General features: G+C 65.0%; 12 protein-coding genes and 3 pseudogenes. 2 read left to right on the forward strand and 13 right to left on the reverse strand.

Going from position 1 to position 13,144, the window contains the following annotated elements; all coding sequences use genetic code 11:
* From LPZ50_RS13290 to LPZ50_RS13345, 12 genes and pseudogenes are all read right to left on the reverse strand, one after another.
* Positions 1–211: pseudogene (locus LPZ50_RS13290) on the reverse strand (hypothetical protein); the annotation flags it as partial.
* 165 nt (positions 212–376) lie between these two features.
* Positions 377–802: a F0F1 ATP synthase subunit epsilon gene (locus LPZ50_RS13295; protein ID WP_230661957.1), complete on the reverse strand. Its 426-nt coding sequence runs from the start codon at positions 800–802 to the stop codon at positions 377–379.
* A gap of 9 nt (positions 803–811) precedes the next feature.
* Positions 812–2,212 (reverse strand): F0F1 ATP synthase subunit beta, encoded by a 1,401-nt coding sequence (atpD, locus tag LPZ50_RS13300; RefSeq protein ID WP_230661958.1) that lies wholly within the window; start codon positions 2,210–2,212, stop codon positions 812–814.
* Positions 2,213–2,255: 43 nt separating this feature from the next.
* Positions 2,256–3,161 carry a F0F1 ATP synthase subunit gamma gene (gene atpG / locus LPZ50_RS13305; protein ID WP_230661959.1) on the reverse strand — a complete coding sequence of 302 codons (906 nt, stop codon included), beginning with the start codon at positions 3,159–3,161 and terminating at the stop codon, positions 2,256–2,258.
* Between the two features lie 100 nt (positions 3,162–3,261).
* Complete coding sequence (atpA, locus tag LPZ50_RS13310; RefSeq protein ID WP_230661960.1) at positions 3,262–4,803, reverse strand: F0F1 ATP synthase subunit alpha; 1,542 nt, start codon at positions 4,801–4,803, stop codon at positions 3,262–3,264.
* Positions 4,804–4,842: 39 nt separating this feature from the next.
* A complete protein-coding gene (locus tag LPZ50_RS13315; protein ID WP_230661961.1) occupies positions 4,843–5,382 on the reverse strand; it encodes a F0F1 ATP synthase subunit delta in 540 nt (179 codons plus the stop codon).
* Between the two features lie 12 nt (positions 5,383–5,394).
* Complete coding sequence (locus LPZ50_RS13320) at positions 5,395–5,865, reverse strand: F0F1 ATP synthase subunit B (RefSeq protein ID WP_230661962.1); 471 nt, start codon at positions 5,863–5,865, stop codon at positions 5,395–5,397.
* Positions 5,866–6,013: 148 nt separating this feature from the next.
* On the reverse strand, positions 6,014–6,256 hold the full coding sequence (gene atpE, locus LPZ50_RS13325) for a F0F1 ATP synthase subunit C (protein ID WP_003815363.1): 243 nt from the start codon (positions 6,254–6,256) through the stop codon (positions 6,014–6,016).
* Positions 6,257–6,370: 114 nt separating this feature from the next.
* Positions 6,371–7,252, reverse strand: a complete 882-nt coding sequence (gene atpB, locus LPZ50_RS13330) for a F0F1 ATP synthase subunit A (RefSeq protein WP_230661963.1) — start codon at positions 7,250–7,252, stop codon at positions 6,371–6,373.
* A 68-nt stretch (positions 7,253–7,320) separates the two neighbouring features.
* On the reverse strand, positions 7,321–7,749 hold the full coding sequence (locus tag LPZ50_RS13335) for an ATP synthase subunit I (protein ID WP_230661964.1): 429 nt from the start codon (positions 7,747–7,749) through the stop codon (positions 7,321–7,323).
* Positions 7,750–7,951: 202 nt separating this feature from the next.
* Entirely contained in the window at positions 7,952–9,547 is a 1,596-nt protein-coding gene (locus LPZ50_RS13340) for a DUF1254 domain-containing protein (RefSeq protein ID WP_230661965.1), read from the reverse strand.
* Between the two features lie 206 nt (positions 9,548–9,753).
* Positions 9,754–10,530 carry an enoyl-CoA hydratase gene (locus tag LPZ50_RS13345; RefSeq protein ID WP_230661966.1) on the reverse strand — a complete coding sequence of 259 codons (777 nt, stop codon included), beginning with the start codon at positions 10,528–10,530 and terminating at the stop codon, positions 9,754–9,756.
* Between the two features lie 44 nt (positions 10,531–10,574).
* Between LPZ50_RS13345 and LPZ50_RS13350 the strand changes: the two genes are divergently transcribed.
* A complete protein-coding gene (locus LPZ50_RS13350; RefSeq protein ID WP_230661967.1) occupies positions 10,575–12,338 on the forward strand; it encodes a M61 family metallopeptidase in 1,764 nt (587 codons plus the stop codon).
* Between the two features lie 115 nt (positions 12,339–12,453).
* Here the strand turns inward: LPZ50_RS13350 and LPZ50_RS13355 are convergent.
* Positions 12,454–12,852: pseudogene (locus tag LPZ50_RS13355) on the reverse strand (FAD-dependent oxidoreductase); the annotation flags it as partial.
* On the opposite strand from LPZ50_RS13355, the pseudogene LPZ50_RS13360 reads away from it, so the two are divergent.
* Positions 12,832–13,144: pseudogene (locus tag LPZ50_RS13360) on the forward strand (EAL domain-containing protein); the annotation flags it as partial. The pseudogenes LPZ50_RS13355 and LPZ50_RS13360 overlap by 21 nt on opposite strands.

The raw sequence follows: 13,144 nt of genomic DNA on the forward strand, positions 1-13,144 counted from the left end.
CCACGGGCAGCACGCAGCCGTCGAAGCGCCGCAGGGCCAGGCGGGCGCGTGCCAGCAGGCGGGAATCGGGCGCGCCGGGCGCCAGCATGGAAAGTTCCTGCACGTGCAGGCGCAGGCGGTCGGTGGGACCAGGCTGGGGTTCAGCCCAGGCACGCACCCAGGCTTCGTGGCCCGGGGCCATCAGCACCGCGCAATCGAGAGTTTCGCGCAAGGCAGGCTCCTTGAAACATACGCAAGGAAAGTAGCGTACGCGTCACATCAGCCTGCAGATATTCGCAGTTATCGCACTACGGTTTGTACTGATAAAAGCAAAAGGCGGCCAGGGCCGCCTTTTGCCTTGCACACGCCGATGCCGCTGGCGCGCGAACTGACTGCTTTAGTGCGTGCTGCGGGTCTGGCGCAGCTTGCGGGCCGCCACGGCTTGCGCCGCCAGCATGGCCAGCTCGGCTTCCACCACCGCGATGTCGGCCTTGTCCTTGGCATTGCGCAGGGCCTCTTCGGCCTTTTCGCGCGCCGCCACGGCACGGGCTTCGTCCAGGTCGGCGGCACGGATGGCCGTATCGGCCAGCACGGTGACCATGCCCGGTTGCACTTCCAGGATACCCCCGGCGACGAAGATGTTTTCCTCGCCTCCATCGGGGCGAACGATCTTGACCGTGCCGGGGCGTATGCGCGAAATCAGCGGGGTGTGGCCGGGCAGGATGCCCAGCTCGCCCGCTTCGCCAGGCAGCGTCACGAACTTCGCCTCACCGGCGAAGATCGCTTCTTCTGCGCTGACGACATCCACTTGCAGGGTAGCCATGTGAGCTCCTTATTGCAGTTTCTTGGCCTTCTCGAAGGCTTCGTCGATGGTGCCGACCATGTAGAAGGCCTGCTCGGGCAAGGCATCGCATTCGCCGTCGACGATCATCTTGAAACCGCGGATGGTCTCGGCCAGCGGCACGTACTTGCCAGGCGAACCCGTGAACACTTCGGCCACGTGGAACGGCTGCGACAGGAAGCGCTGGATCTTGCGCGCGCGGGCCACGGCTTGCTTGTCATCGGGCGACAGTTCGTCCATGCCCAGAATGGCGATGATGTCGCGCAGTTCCTTGTAGCGTTGCAGGGTTTGCTGCACGCCACGGGCCACGCCGTAGTGCTCTTCGCCCACGACTTGCGGGTCGAGCTGGCGGCTGGAGGAATCCAGCGGGTCCACGGCCGGGTAGATACCCAGCGCGGCGATGTCGCGCGATAGCACCACGGTGGAATCCAAATGCTGGAAGGTGGTGGCGGGCGAGGGGTCGGTCAAGTCGTCGGCGGGCACGTACACGGCCTGGATCGACGTAATGGAACCCGTCTTGGTGGACGTAATGCGCTCTTGCAGCACGCCCATTTCTTCGGCCAGCGTCGGCTGGTAGCCCACGGCCGAAGGCATACGGCCCAGCAGCGCCGACACTTCGGTACCGGCCAGGGTGTAGCGGTAGATGTTGTCGACGAAGAACAGGATGTCGCGGCCTTCGTCGCGGAACTTCTCGGCCATGGTCAGGCCGGTCAGGGCCACGCGCAGGCGGTTGCCCGGGGGCTCGTTCATCTGGCCGAACACCATCGCCACCTTGTCCAGCACCTTCGACTCTTCCATTTCGTGGTAGAAGTCGTTGCCTTCACGGGTACGTTCGCCCACACCGGCGAACACCGACAAGCCGCTGTGCTGCTTGGCGATGTTGTTGATCAGTTCCATCATGTTGACGGTCTTGCCCACGCCGGCGCCGCCGAACAGGCCGACCTTGCCGCCCTTGGCGAACGGGCACACCAGGTCGATAACCTTGATGCCGGTTTCCAGCAGTTCCACCGACGGCGACAGCTCGTCGAAACGGGGAGCCTGCTGGTGGATGGCGCGCTTTTCTTCCGAGGCGATGGGGCCGGCTTCGTCGATGGGACGGCCCAGCACGTCCATGATGCGGCCCAGGGTGCCGTGGCCCACGGGCACCGAGATCGGGGCGCCCGTGCCCACGACCTTCATGCCGCGGCGCAGGCCGTCGCTGGAGCCCAGCGCAATGGTACGCACCACGCCGTCGCCCAGCTGTTGCTGCACTTCCAGCGTCAGGCCCTTTTCGGCAAACGGCGAAGACTCGTCGGCCAGGGTAAGCGCTTCGTAGATCTTGGGCATTTGATCGCGGGGGAACTGAATATCCACCACGGCGCCGATGCACTGAACGATGGTTCCGTTGCTCATGTCGATTCCTTGCTTGATAGCTTTTTGACGGGTTGCAAGCAGCCTAGACGGCGGCCGCGCCCCCTACGATTTCCGAAATTTCTTTGGTGATCGCCGCCTGGCGGGTCTTGTTGTAGACCAGCTGCAGTTCGCCGATGACCTTCTTGGCGTTGTCCGATGCTGCCTTCATGGCGACCATCCGGGCCGACTGTTCCGAGGCCATGTTCTCGGCCACGGCCTGGTACAGCAGACCTTCGACGTAACGCTGCAACAGGTCGTCGATCACGCTCTTGGCATCGGGCTCGTAGATGTAGTCCCAGCTGTAGTTCGACTTGACCTCGCTGATTTCGGCCAGCGTGTCGGCGCCCGTCTGGAAGGGATCGTCCAAGCCGCTGGCCAGCGGCAGCAGGCGCAGGAACACCGGCTCTTGCTTCATGGTGTTCACGAAGCGCGTGGCGGCCACGTACAGCGCGTCGATTTCGCCGTTCAAGTAAGCGTCGAGCTGGACCTTGATGGCGCCCAGCAGGCGGTCGAGGTCGGGCTTGTCGCCCAGTTGCACTTCGTGCGAAACCAGTTTGGCGCCCAGGCGGGTAAGCAGGCCCAGGCCCTTGTTGCCGAACGCGGTGGTCTGCACGCGGATGCCGCGCTGATCGAATTCTTTCAGCTTGGCCAGCGTCACGCGGCTGATGTTGGTGTTCAGGCCGCCGCACAGACCCTTGTCGGTGGTAACCAGCACCACGCCCACCGCCTTGACCTCGCGTTCGACCAAGTACGGGTGGCTGTATTCGGGGTTGGCCTGCATCAGGTGCGCGGCGATCTCGCGCACCTTGGTGGCGTACGGACGACCCGCGCGCATCCGGTCCTGCGCCTTGCGCATTTTGGATGCAGCGACCATTTCCATCGCCTTGGTGATCTTGCGCGTGTTTTGCACGCTCTTGATCTTGGTTCGGATTTCCTTGATTCCGGGCATTGCGCTTTCCTGTTGTAACGGCTTGGCGGGGTTGCGGCCGGGGCTCGCCCCGCCCTACCGTAGGGCGGGCGCGAAGCCCGCCGCTACGCCAGACATTGCCTTAAAAAGCACCGTGCTTCTTGAAATCCTGGATGGCGGCGGCCAGTTCGGCTTCGTCGTCCTTGGACAGTTCCTTGGTGTCTTCGATGCGCTGGATCAGGCCGGCATGCTTCGCCTTGAGCTGATCTTTCAGCGACTTTTCGAAGGCCAGGACCTGCGCCACGTCCACGTCGTCCAGGTAGCCGTTGTTCACCGTGTACAGCGTGATGGCCAGTTCCCACACTTGCAGCGGCTGGTACTGGGGCTGCTTCAGCAGTTCCACCACACGCTTGCCGCGCTCGAGCTGGCGACGGGTCGCGTCGTCGAGATCGGAGGCGAATTGGGCGAAGGCGGCCAGTTCACGGTACTGTGCCAGGTCGGTACGAATACCGCCCGACAGCTTCTTGACGACCTTGGTCTGGGCGGCACCACCCACGCGCGACACCGAAATACCGGCGTTGATGGCGGGACGGACACCGGCGTTGAACAGGTCGGTTTCCAGGAAGATCTGGCCGTCGGTAATGGAGATGACGTTGGTCGGCACGAAGGCCGACACGTCGCCCGCCTGGGTTTCGATGATCGGCAGCGCGGTCAGCGAGCCGGTCTTGCCCTTGACGGCACCGTTGGTGAACTTCTCGACGTACTCTTCGTTGACGCGCGCGGCGCGTTCCAGCAGGCGCGAGTGCAGGTAGAACACGTCGCCGGGGTAGGCTTCGCGGCCCGGCGGACGGCGCAGCAGCAGCGACACTTGGCGGTAGGCCCAGGCTTGCTTGGTCAGGTCGTCGTAAATGATCAGGGCGTCTTCGCCGCGATCGCGGAAGTATTCACCCATGGTGCAGCCGGCGTAGGCGGCCAGGTACTGCATGGCGGCCGAGTCCGAGGCCGAGGCGGCCACGACGATGGTGAATTCCATGGCGCCGTGCTCTTCGAGCTTGCGCACCACGTTGTTGATGGTGGACGCCTTCTGGCCGATGGCGACGTACACGCAGGTGACGCCCTTGCCCTTCTGGCTGATGATGGTGTCCACGGCGACGGCGGTTTTACCCGTTTGGCGGTCGCCGATGATCAGTTCGCGCTGGCCACGGCCGATGGGCACCATCGAGTCGATGGCCTTGATGCCGGTTTGCAGCGGCTGGGACACCGAGCGGCGGGCGATAACGCCGGGCGCCACTTTTTCGATGATGTCGCTTTCTTTGGTGTCGATGGGGCCCTTGCCGTCGATGGGCACGCCCAGCGTGTTGACCACGCGGCCCTTCAGTTCGGGGCCGACCGGCACTTCGAGAATGCGGCCGGTGGTCTTGACCTGGTCGCCTTCGGAAACGCCCGTGTAGTCGCCCAGAATCACGGCGCCAACGGAGTCGCGCTCGAGGTTCAGCGCCACGCCGAAGACGTTGTTGGGGAATTCGAGCATTTCGCCCTGCATCACGTCGGACAGGCCGTGGATGCGGGTAATACCGTCGGTCACCGAGACCACGGTGCCTTGGGTACGAATGTCAGCCGAAGCGCCCAGGCCCTCGATGCGGCTCTTGAGCAGTTCGCTGATCTCGGAGGGATTGAGTTGCATATTGACTCCTGGAATCCTGTTTGTCTGGCCGTGCGCGCGTCAAGCGGCCAGCGTATCCCGCAAGCGGGCCAATTGGGCTTGTACGGAAGTATCGAGCACCTGGTCGCCAACCGCCACGCGCACGCCGCCGATCAGCGACTTGTCGACCGTGACATTGGCCTTGAGCTTGAGACCGAACTTGGTTTCGAGCGCGTCGATCAGTTCTTTGACCTGGGCATCGCTGAGTTCGAACGCGCTGGTGATTTCCGCCTGCGCCGTGCCTTCGTGACGATTTTTCAGTTCGACGAATTGCTTGGCGATGATGGGCAGCAACAGCAGCCGGTCGTTGGCCACCAGCAGTTCGACGAAGTTGCGGACGGCCTGGGGCAGTTCGGCCTTGACCAGGCCGGCGAACAACTGGACGCGTTGTTCATCGCCCAGCCGCGGGTCGGACATTGCCTCGCGAACGTCGGGCAGGGCAGCCAGTTGGGCCAGCCCCGCGATTTGATCGGCCCAGGCCGACAAACCGGCCTTGTCGTCGCGTGCCGCACTGAAAAGCGCCTCGGCGTAAGGCCTGGCAACAGTGGAAAGTTCAGCCATGGCGTTCCTGGATTAAAGCTGCGCCTTGAGCTGGGTGAGCAGCTCGGCGTGTGCGCGGGCGTCAACCTCGCGCTTGAGGATCTGTTCAGCACCCTTGACGGCCAGCGCGGCGACGTCGTCGCGCAGCGAATCGCGGGCACGCTGGACTTCCTGCGCGGCATCTTGCGCCGCTTGGGCGACGATGCGGGCGCGCTCGGCTTCAGCTTCGCGGCGGGCCTGCTCGATCAGGGAGGCGGCCTGCTTTTCGGCCTCGATGATGCGGGCATGGTTTTCGGATTTGGCAGAAGCCTCGATCAGACTGACGCGCGCTTGGGCTTGGGCCAGATCGGCCTTGCCCTTCTCGGCGGCGGCCAGGCCGTCGGCGATTTTTTGGCGGCGCTCGTCCATCGCCTTCGTCAGGGGCGGCCACACGAATTTCATCGTGAACCAGCCCAGAACGAAGAACACGAGCATCTGGAAAAAGATCGTCGCGTTCAGATTCACGGTCGTTCCTTTAACACCTTGCGGCTCCGGCCGCACCAAAGGCGTCGCGGAGCTCTCGATACTTTGCCGACATGCAGCGGAGGGATTCCGCTACCGTCGGCGTCAAGCCCGCCGTTGCTCTGGCGGGCGTTGCCATGAACCGCCGGGCTTAGCCCACGAACGGGTTGGCGAAGGCGAACAGCATGGCGATACCCACGCCGATCAGGAACGCCGCGTCGATCAGGCCAGCCAGCAGGAACATCTTGGTTTGCAGCGCATTCATCAGTTCAGGCTGACGAGCCGAAGCTTCCAGGTACTTGCCGCCCATCAGTGCGATGCCGATGCAAGCGCCGATAGCGCCCAGACCGATGATAAGACCGCAAGCGAGAGCAACGAAAGCGACGTTGGTCATGACAACTCCTTGGTTAGAAATCTGAAGTCAAATTGTAAGAAAACGGAACTGCTAGGTATGCAAGAGAATCTTGCGCCCCGGCGCGGGCGTGGCGCCCGTACCGGGAAAAAGGGGTCAATGCCCTTCGTGAGCCTGGCCGATGTACACCAGCGTCAGCATCATGAAGATAAATGCCTGCAACAACACGATCAGGATGTGGAAGATGGCCCAGATGGAACCAGCAAGCACATGACCGATGCCCAGGCCGATACTGGCGGCGTTCAGGCCCGTCCAGGCACCGCCCAGCAGGGCGATGAGCATGAACACGAGTTCGCCGGCGAACATGTTGCCGAACAACCGCATGCCCAGCGACACCGACTTGGCGGCGTATTCGATCAGGTTGAGCAGCAGGTTGGCGGGGGCCAGCAGCACCGCGCCGATGCCATGGGCATGGAAGGGGGCGGTGAAGAGTTCCTTGATGAAGCCGCCGGGGTGCTTGATCTTGATGCCGTAGTAGAACATCAGCAGCAGCACGCCCATGGACATGCCCATGGGCACGTTCAGGTCGGCGGTGGGCAGAATGCGGTGGTAGTACATGGGATCGCCGTGGTGCGCGCCCAGGCCGGTGACGCGCCAGAACGACGGCAGCAGATCGACCGGCAGCAGGTCGAGCGCGTTCATCAGGACGATCCAGAGGAAGACGGTAAGGGCCAGCGGAGCCACGAACAGGCGGCTTTTGGCGTTGGTGATGATGCCCTTGGCCTGTTCGTCGACCATGTCGACGATCATTTCGACGAAGGACTGGAAGCGGCCAGGGACGCCAGCGGTGGAGCGGCGGGCGGCCAGCCACAGGAAGCCAACCACGACCAGGCCCGTGAGCGCAGACCAGAACAACGAGTCATAGTTGATGACGTTGAACTGCGCGATGGCGGACTGCTTTTCGCCAATATTGTTCAGGTGCACCAGGTGGTGCTGAATATACGCGGACTGAGGCGATACGTCGCTGGCAGCAGCCATTTGAACCCTACCCTGTTTGCTGTGTGGCCGGACCCTTGCGAGCCGGCCGTTGCATGATTTCTAAGCAGCTATGACAACTTGCGAAACAACAACAGCAGGAAATAGCCCTTCAGTGTGAAGACCAGCCCCAGCAGCACCGCCGGCCATATCAGCCAAGCCTGCGCCACATAAGACAGCAGCCACAACAGCAGCGCCGTCATGAGCAGCTTGATCATCTCACCAAGGAAAAAAGTAACGGGACTGGCTTGACCTGACTTGAGCACGCCGACCAGCAAGCGCAATGCAAACAACGCATTGGGTATGAAATATGCCCCTGCCCCCGCCAACGCCGACAAACCTGCCGCCGCCCCCGCAATGATCCCTGCGATCGCTGCCGCCGCGAGCCCCATGGCACCCTGCGCCGCCAATACCCGCAAGAGCCCACGGCAAGCTTGAGCATTCAGTGCCGCGCGATCGGCATCGGTAAGCACCGGATTGTGTTCTACCAGGCTTTGCATCAGGCTTCCCCGCTCCTGCGGTAAAGACGGGCGCGGTGAGTCCACCACGTGTTTTTATCCCGCAAGCGTCAAACCCGTAGAGTATAGCGTGTTTTTTTTTGACCGGGCAAATGAAGAAACCGGCGCCGGATCAGTCCGGCGCCGGTTTAATGGGCGCGGCCAGGCGGGCCGGCCGTTGCGGCAGGCCGCCGCGCGCGGCGGGTCAGTCTTCCTGGACCGGGGGCGGGGCCCAGTTGCCGTCCAGCGCGATGTCCTTGGGCCAGTACAGGCGCATGTTCAGCAGGAAGTTGCCCTGGTCGGGTGCCGGCAGCCAGTTCGACGATTTGTCGCGGCCGGGGTCGTCGCGCGAGATGTAGATGTCGAGCGAGCCGTCGGCGTTGTACTTGAGGGGATCGGTGCTGCGCAGGGCATAGCGGCCGATGCGGTTGGGAGCCAGGGCGTTCTGGGCGTTATACAGAATCAACGACCATGACGCATTGACCGGCGGCAACTGACCTTTGTCGAAGTGCAGCACGTAGTCTTCATCGCTGCGCAGCAGTTCGCCGTCGTCGTCGATCATGGTCACCGGATACAGCGCGTCGTGCGGCGTGGTGGCGCCCAGCCCCGCATACGCGATGGCGGCGCGGCGCGTGTAGTCGGTGCCATAAGTGCCGATGCCGGTCAGCACCGTGTTCCAGCCGTTCATGGGCGTGCCCAGCCGCTGCACCGCATCGGCAATGCGGCGCCCGGCCACCGGCTGCGCCTCGGCCAGCGCCTGCTGCACGGCAGGGTCCAGCCGGTTGTACGCAAACGGCTGCGGGCCCGCCAGGCCGATGCGCTGCATGCGCGACAGCATGGCGTGGTCATTGTCATGCGGCGGGTTGGTGCGCATCAGTTCGGCGAACAGCGTGAAGTAGGTGGCCGGATCCATGGCCGCCACTTGCTGGCCGGGCGACCCCTGGGCATTCCAGGTGATCGACGAGGCCATGGGCGACGGTGGCGGCACGGCCATGCCAGGCGCCCCCACTGGCGTATAGCCGGGGCTGGACGGACTTTGCGGCCAGACGGCCGGCTTGGCGGCCCCGCGGCGCGGCGGTGTCACCGGGGTGACGGGAGGCGGCGCCACGGCCATGGGCGAGGCGGTCATGCCGGCCTGGAACTGGTTGACGGCGCCATACTCGGCCGACCCGCCGGTCTGGATGCGGGCCAGCAGCCAGCCCATGTTGGTGGGGCTGCGCACCACTTCCGCGCCGAAGGGCGCCGTGCCTTGCCAATGCGGGCCGACGATGACGAAGGTTTGTTCGCCATTGCCCGTGGTGCGGGTGCCGCGCGAGGCAAACTCGTCGGTCCACATGTCCAACAGCGACACCGCGTAATAGCGGCCGCCCGAATCGGGAATGCGCACCATCAACGGCTGGCGCGACACGTCGTACCACAGGCTGGAATACAGCATGTCGGTACTGGGCCAGGCCACGTCCGTGCTGCCGGGGTCGGGGAACACGGTGCGATGGCCGAACTGGTTCATGGGCGCCTTGCCCGCCAGCGAGGTCTGCACCTGGGTCGATGCGCGCCGCGTGGCTTCCATCAGCACCATGGGATAGGCGTACAGATAGGCGTCGACGGCAATGTCCTGCAGTTCTTCCGCCGACACGGCGGCGCGCGCGGAGGGAACAGGGGTTTCGGACACCAGCCGCATGGACGGCTGCGGTTGCCGGTAGGGGGTCTGGGCCAGGGCGGCGCAGGCAAAGCAGGCGCCCAGCGCGCCGGCCAGCACGGCCTGGGGCCAGCGGCGGCCTGGGGTAAAGGGACGACGATGCATTGAGGGCTCCTTGTTCGTTGTTGGCAAACGAGCCAGCCATCCCGCCACGCGGGACGGCCTCTTCGACATAACGCCGTTCCAGGATAGCTGGGACGCTGCAACAAGGTGCAACCTAAAGGTTACAGCCGGCAACCATCTGTCCCCGACCTTCCCCTGCGCTTCCTCGTGGCCGGGCAGGATACCTGCCCAAGCCCGGCTAACAAGCGTTACTTGTGCTTGAACTCGGGCGTGCGTTTCTCCATGAACGCGGCCATGCCCTCTTTCTGGTCCGCGGTGCCGAACAGCGAGTGGAAGACGCGGCGCTCGAACAGCAGGCCTTCGTTCAACGAACCCTCGAAGGCGCGGTTGACGCATTCCTTGGCCATCATTACCGACGGCAGCGACATGGATGCAATGACGGTGGCTGCCTCGATGGCCTCGTCCAGCAGCTTCGCGGCGGGCACCACGCGCGACACCAGGCCCGCGCGCTCGGCTTCCTCGGCGCCCATCATGCGCGCCGTCAGGGCCAGGTCCATGGCCTTGGCCTTGCCCACCGCGCGCGGCAGGCGCTGCGTTCCGCCGGCGCCGGGAATGACGCCCAGCTTGATTTCCGGCTGGCCGAACTTGGCGCTCTCGGCCGCAATGATGATGTCGCACATCATGGCCAGTTCGCAGCCGCCGCCCAGGGCGTAGCCACCCACCGCGGCAATGACGGGCTTGCGGATGCGCTTCAGGGTTTCCCAGTTGCGCGTGATGTATTCGCTGCCGTACACGTCCATGTACGACCAGTCTTTCATGGCGCCGATGTCGGCGCCGGCCGCGAAGGCCTTTTCGCTGCCGGTGATCACCACCGCGCCGATGCTGTCATCGGCCTCGAAGGCCAGCAGCGCGGCGCCCAGCTCGTTCATGAGCTGATCGTTGAGCGCATTGAGCGCCTTGGGGCGGTTCAGCGTCAGCAGCCCGACACGGCCGCGGGTTTCGACCAGCACAAACGACTCGCTCATGAATGTCTCCTGGAGAATTAAGCGTAGGAAAGTAAGATAGCGCAATGAACACACCCGTAATTTACCGCCTGGAACCCCATGACCCCGCCGGACACCGTTTCCGCGTGCGCGTGACGGTGGCCGAACCCGATCCGGCGGGGCAGCGCCTGGCCCTGCCGGCCTGGATTCCCGGCAGCTACCTGGTCCGCGATTTCTCGCGGCAGATCGAGACCCTGCAAGCCCGCGCGGCCGGCCGCCTGGTGGGCGCCACCAAGCTCGACAACCACACTTGGCAGGTGGAACCCTGCAACGGGCCGCTACAGGTGGACTACACCGTCTACGCCTGGGATTTATCGGTGCGCGGCGCGCACCTGGATGAAACGCATGGTTTTTTCAACGGCACCAGCGTGTTTCTGCGCGTGGAAGGCCAGGAGCACAGCCCCTGCCTGCTGGACCTGGCGCCGCCGCGCGGCATCGACGGCTGGAAGGTCTACACCAGCCTGCCCGAAGCGCGCGGCCACGCCGGCGCGGCGCGGCGCCATGGCTTCGGCCGGTACCTGGCGCCCGACTACGACGCCCTGATCGACCACCCCGTGGAAATGGGCACGCCGCAGGTGGCCCGCTTTACCGCGCACGGGGCCGAGCACGAACTGGTGTTCACCGGCGTGGTGCCCAGGCTGGACCTGGCGCGCATCGCCGCCGACGTGCGCCGTATCTGCGAAGCCCAGATCGCGTTTTTCGAGCCGCGCAGCAAGCGCGCGCCGTTCCTGGACAGCAGCGACCGCTATGTGTTCATGACCATGGTGGTGGGCGACGGGCACGGCGGCCTGGAACACCGTGCCAGCACGGCCCTGATGGCGTCGCGCAAAGACCTGCCGGTGCCGGGCCAGCAAGGCCAGGGAGAAGGCTACCGGGGCTTCCTGGGCCTGGTCAGCCATGAATACTTCCACACCTGGAACGTCAAGCGCATCAAGCCGGCGGCGTTCGTGCCGTATGGCCTGCAGCAGCCCGACCTGACCCGGCTGCTGTGGGTGTTCGAGGGCTTCACTTCGTACTACGACGACCTGATGCTGCTGCGTTCAGGCGCCATCGGCCTGACCGACTACCTGCGCCTGCTGGCCAAGACCATCACCAGCGTGGCGCGCACCCCCGGGCGCCACAAGCAATCGGTGGCGGAAAGTTCGTTCGATTCCTGGACTCGCTACTACAAGCAAGACGAGAACTCGCCCAACGCCCTGGTCAGCTACTACACCAAGGGCGCGCTGGTGGCCCTGGGGCTGGATCTGGCCATCCGGCGCGACAGCGGCGGCGCGCATTCACTGGACGACGTGATGCGGCTGCTGTGGCAGCGCTATGGCCGCGACTTCTATCGCGGCAAGCCACAAGGGCTGCCCGAAGACGCCCTGCCCGCCCTGGTGCGCGAGGCCACTGGCGTGGACGTGCGGCGCTTCGTGGCGCGCTACGCCTACGGCACGGCCGACGTGCCGCTGGCCGAACTGCTGGCGCCGCATGGCGTCGGCATGCAATGGAAGCCCACGGTCAACATTCCGTCGCTGGACGTGCGCACGCGCAAGCAGGGCGAAACGCTGGTGCTGGCTACCGTGCTGGAAGGCGGCGCCGCCCACAAGGGCGGGCTGTCGGCAGGCGACGTGCTGGTGGCGGTGGACGGCCTGCGGGTAGATCCGCCCGCCGGCCTGGACATACTGCTGGCCCAGTACCGCGCGGGCGACCGCGTCACCGTGCACGTGTTCCGCCGCGACGAACTGCGCGCCTTCAACGTGCGGTTGGCGGCGCCGGCCGCGCTGGACTGCGTGCTGTCGGCGAAATAGCGCAACGCTGGGGGGCTGCCTGCTTCTGGGCGGGTGTCTGGCTCCCGCCAGGGTGCCAGACACCGAATATGGCCAGACCATCCGCACACCACGGTGTCTGACACCCTGGCGGGAGTCAGACACCCGACTCCGGCTGGCCGGCGGCGCGTTCCCATCTGCGCTGGATGGCCTTGGCGGCAACCACCCCGTCGGCCAGCGACGTAACCACGCAAGGGTGCATGCGGTTGGCCACTTCGCCTATGGCAAAGACATTGGGCACACTGGTTTCGGCCGTGGCGCCGTCGGTGCGGATATATCCGCGCGCATCGCGTTCCAGGCCCAGGCCGTCGGCAAACGCGGCCTGCGGTTCCCAGCCGTAGAACACCAGGATCAGGTCGTAGGCGCGGCCGTCCACCGTGCGCGCCACGGGGTCGACCTGGTAGGCCCCCACGTGCACGCCATCGTGTCCCGCGCGCGCCACCCACTGCTGCTGCGCGCGCACCGTGCGGGCATACAGGTGCACGCGGCGGGCGCCCGCCTGGCACTGGACGATTTCGGCGACGGCCATTCCAGCCTGCGCCTGTGGGCCGAGGTGAAGCCCGGCTTCGTGAAGATCGACAAATACTTCATCCGCGACATCGCAGCGCATTCCGAGAAGCTGCAGATGCTGCAGGCCATCAAGGGCATCGCCGACGTGTTCGGCACCACGCTGGTGGCCGAGGGCATCGAGACGCAGGAAGAGCTGCACGCCCTGCGCGACCTGGACATTCCCTGCGGCCAGGGCTACCTGCTGGGCCGGCCGGCGCGCGCGCCGCACGCCGCCATCG

It is taken from the genome of Bordetella petrii (genome assembly GCF_020991325.1).
In the GTDB taxonomy this organism is placed as follows: Bacteria; Pseudomonadota; Gammaproteobacteria; order Burkholderiales; family Burkholderiaceae_B; genus Bordetella_A; species Bordetella_A petrii_E.

What these genes read in the sequence shown, in the direction of transcription:
- LPZ50_RS13340 (WP_230661965.1), bottom strand. Translation starts at nt 9,547, where the DNA reads ATGCATCGTCGTCCCTTTACCCCAGGCCGCCGCTGGCCCCAGGCCGTG.
- atpD (WP_230661958.1), bottom strand. Translation starts at nt 2,212, where the DNA reads ATGAGCAACGGAACCATCGTTCAGTGCATCGGCGCCGTGGTGGATATT.
- atpB (WP_230661963.1), bottom strand. Translation starts at nt 7,252, where the DNA reads ATGGCTGCTGCCAGCGACGTATCGCCTCAGTCCGCGTATATTCAGCAC.
- LPZ50_RS13315 (WP_230661961.1), bottom strand. Translation starts at nt 5,382, where the DNA reads ATGGCTGAACTTTCCACTGTTGCCAGGCCTTACGCCGAGGCGCTTTTC.
- LPZ50_RS13345 (WP_230661966.1), bottom strand. Translation starts at nt 10,530, where the DNA reads ATGAGCGAGTCGTTTGTGCTGGTCGAAACCCGCGGCCGTGTCGGGCTG.
- LPZ50_RS13335 (WP_230661964.1), bottom strand. Translation starts at nt 7,749, where the DNA reads ATGCAAAGCCTGGTAGAACACAATCCGGTGCTTACCGATGCCGATCGC.
- atpG (WP_230661959.1), bottom strand. Translation starts at nt 3,161, where the DNA reads ATGCCCGGAATCAAGGAAATCCGAACCAAGATCAAGAGCGTGCAAAAC.
- atpE (WP_003815363.1), bottom strand. Translation starts at nt 6,256, where the DNA reads ATGACCAACGTCGCTTTCGTTGCTCTCGCTTGCGGTCTTATCATCGGT.
- LPZ50_RS13350 (WP_230661967.1), top strand. Translation starts at nt 10,575, where the DNA reads ATGAACACACCCGTAATTTACCGCCTGGAACCCCATGACCCCGCCGGA.
- LPZ50_RS13295 (WP_230661957.1), bottom strand. Translation starts at nt 802, where the DNA reads ATGGCTACCCTGCAAGTGGATGTCGTCAGCGCAGAAGAAGCGATCTTC.
- atpA (WP_230661960.1), bottom strand. Translation starts at nt 4,803, where the DNA reads ATGCAACTCAATCCCTCCGAGATCAGCGAACTGCTCAAGAGCCGCATC.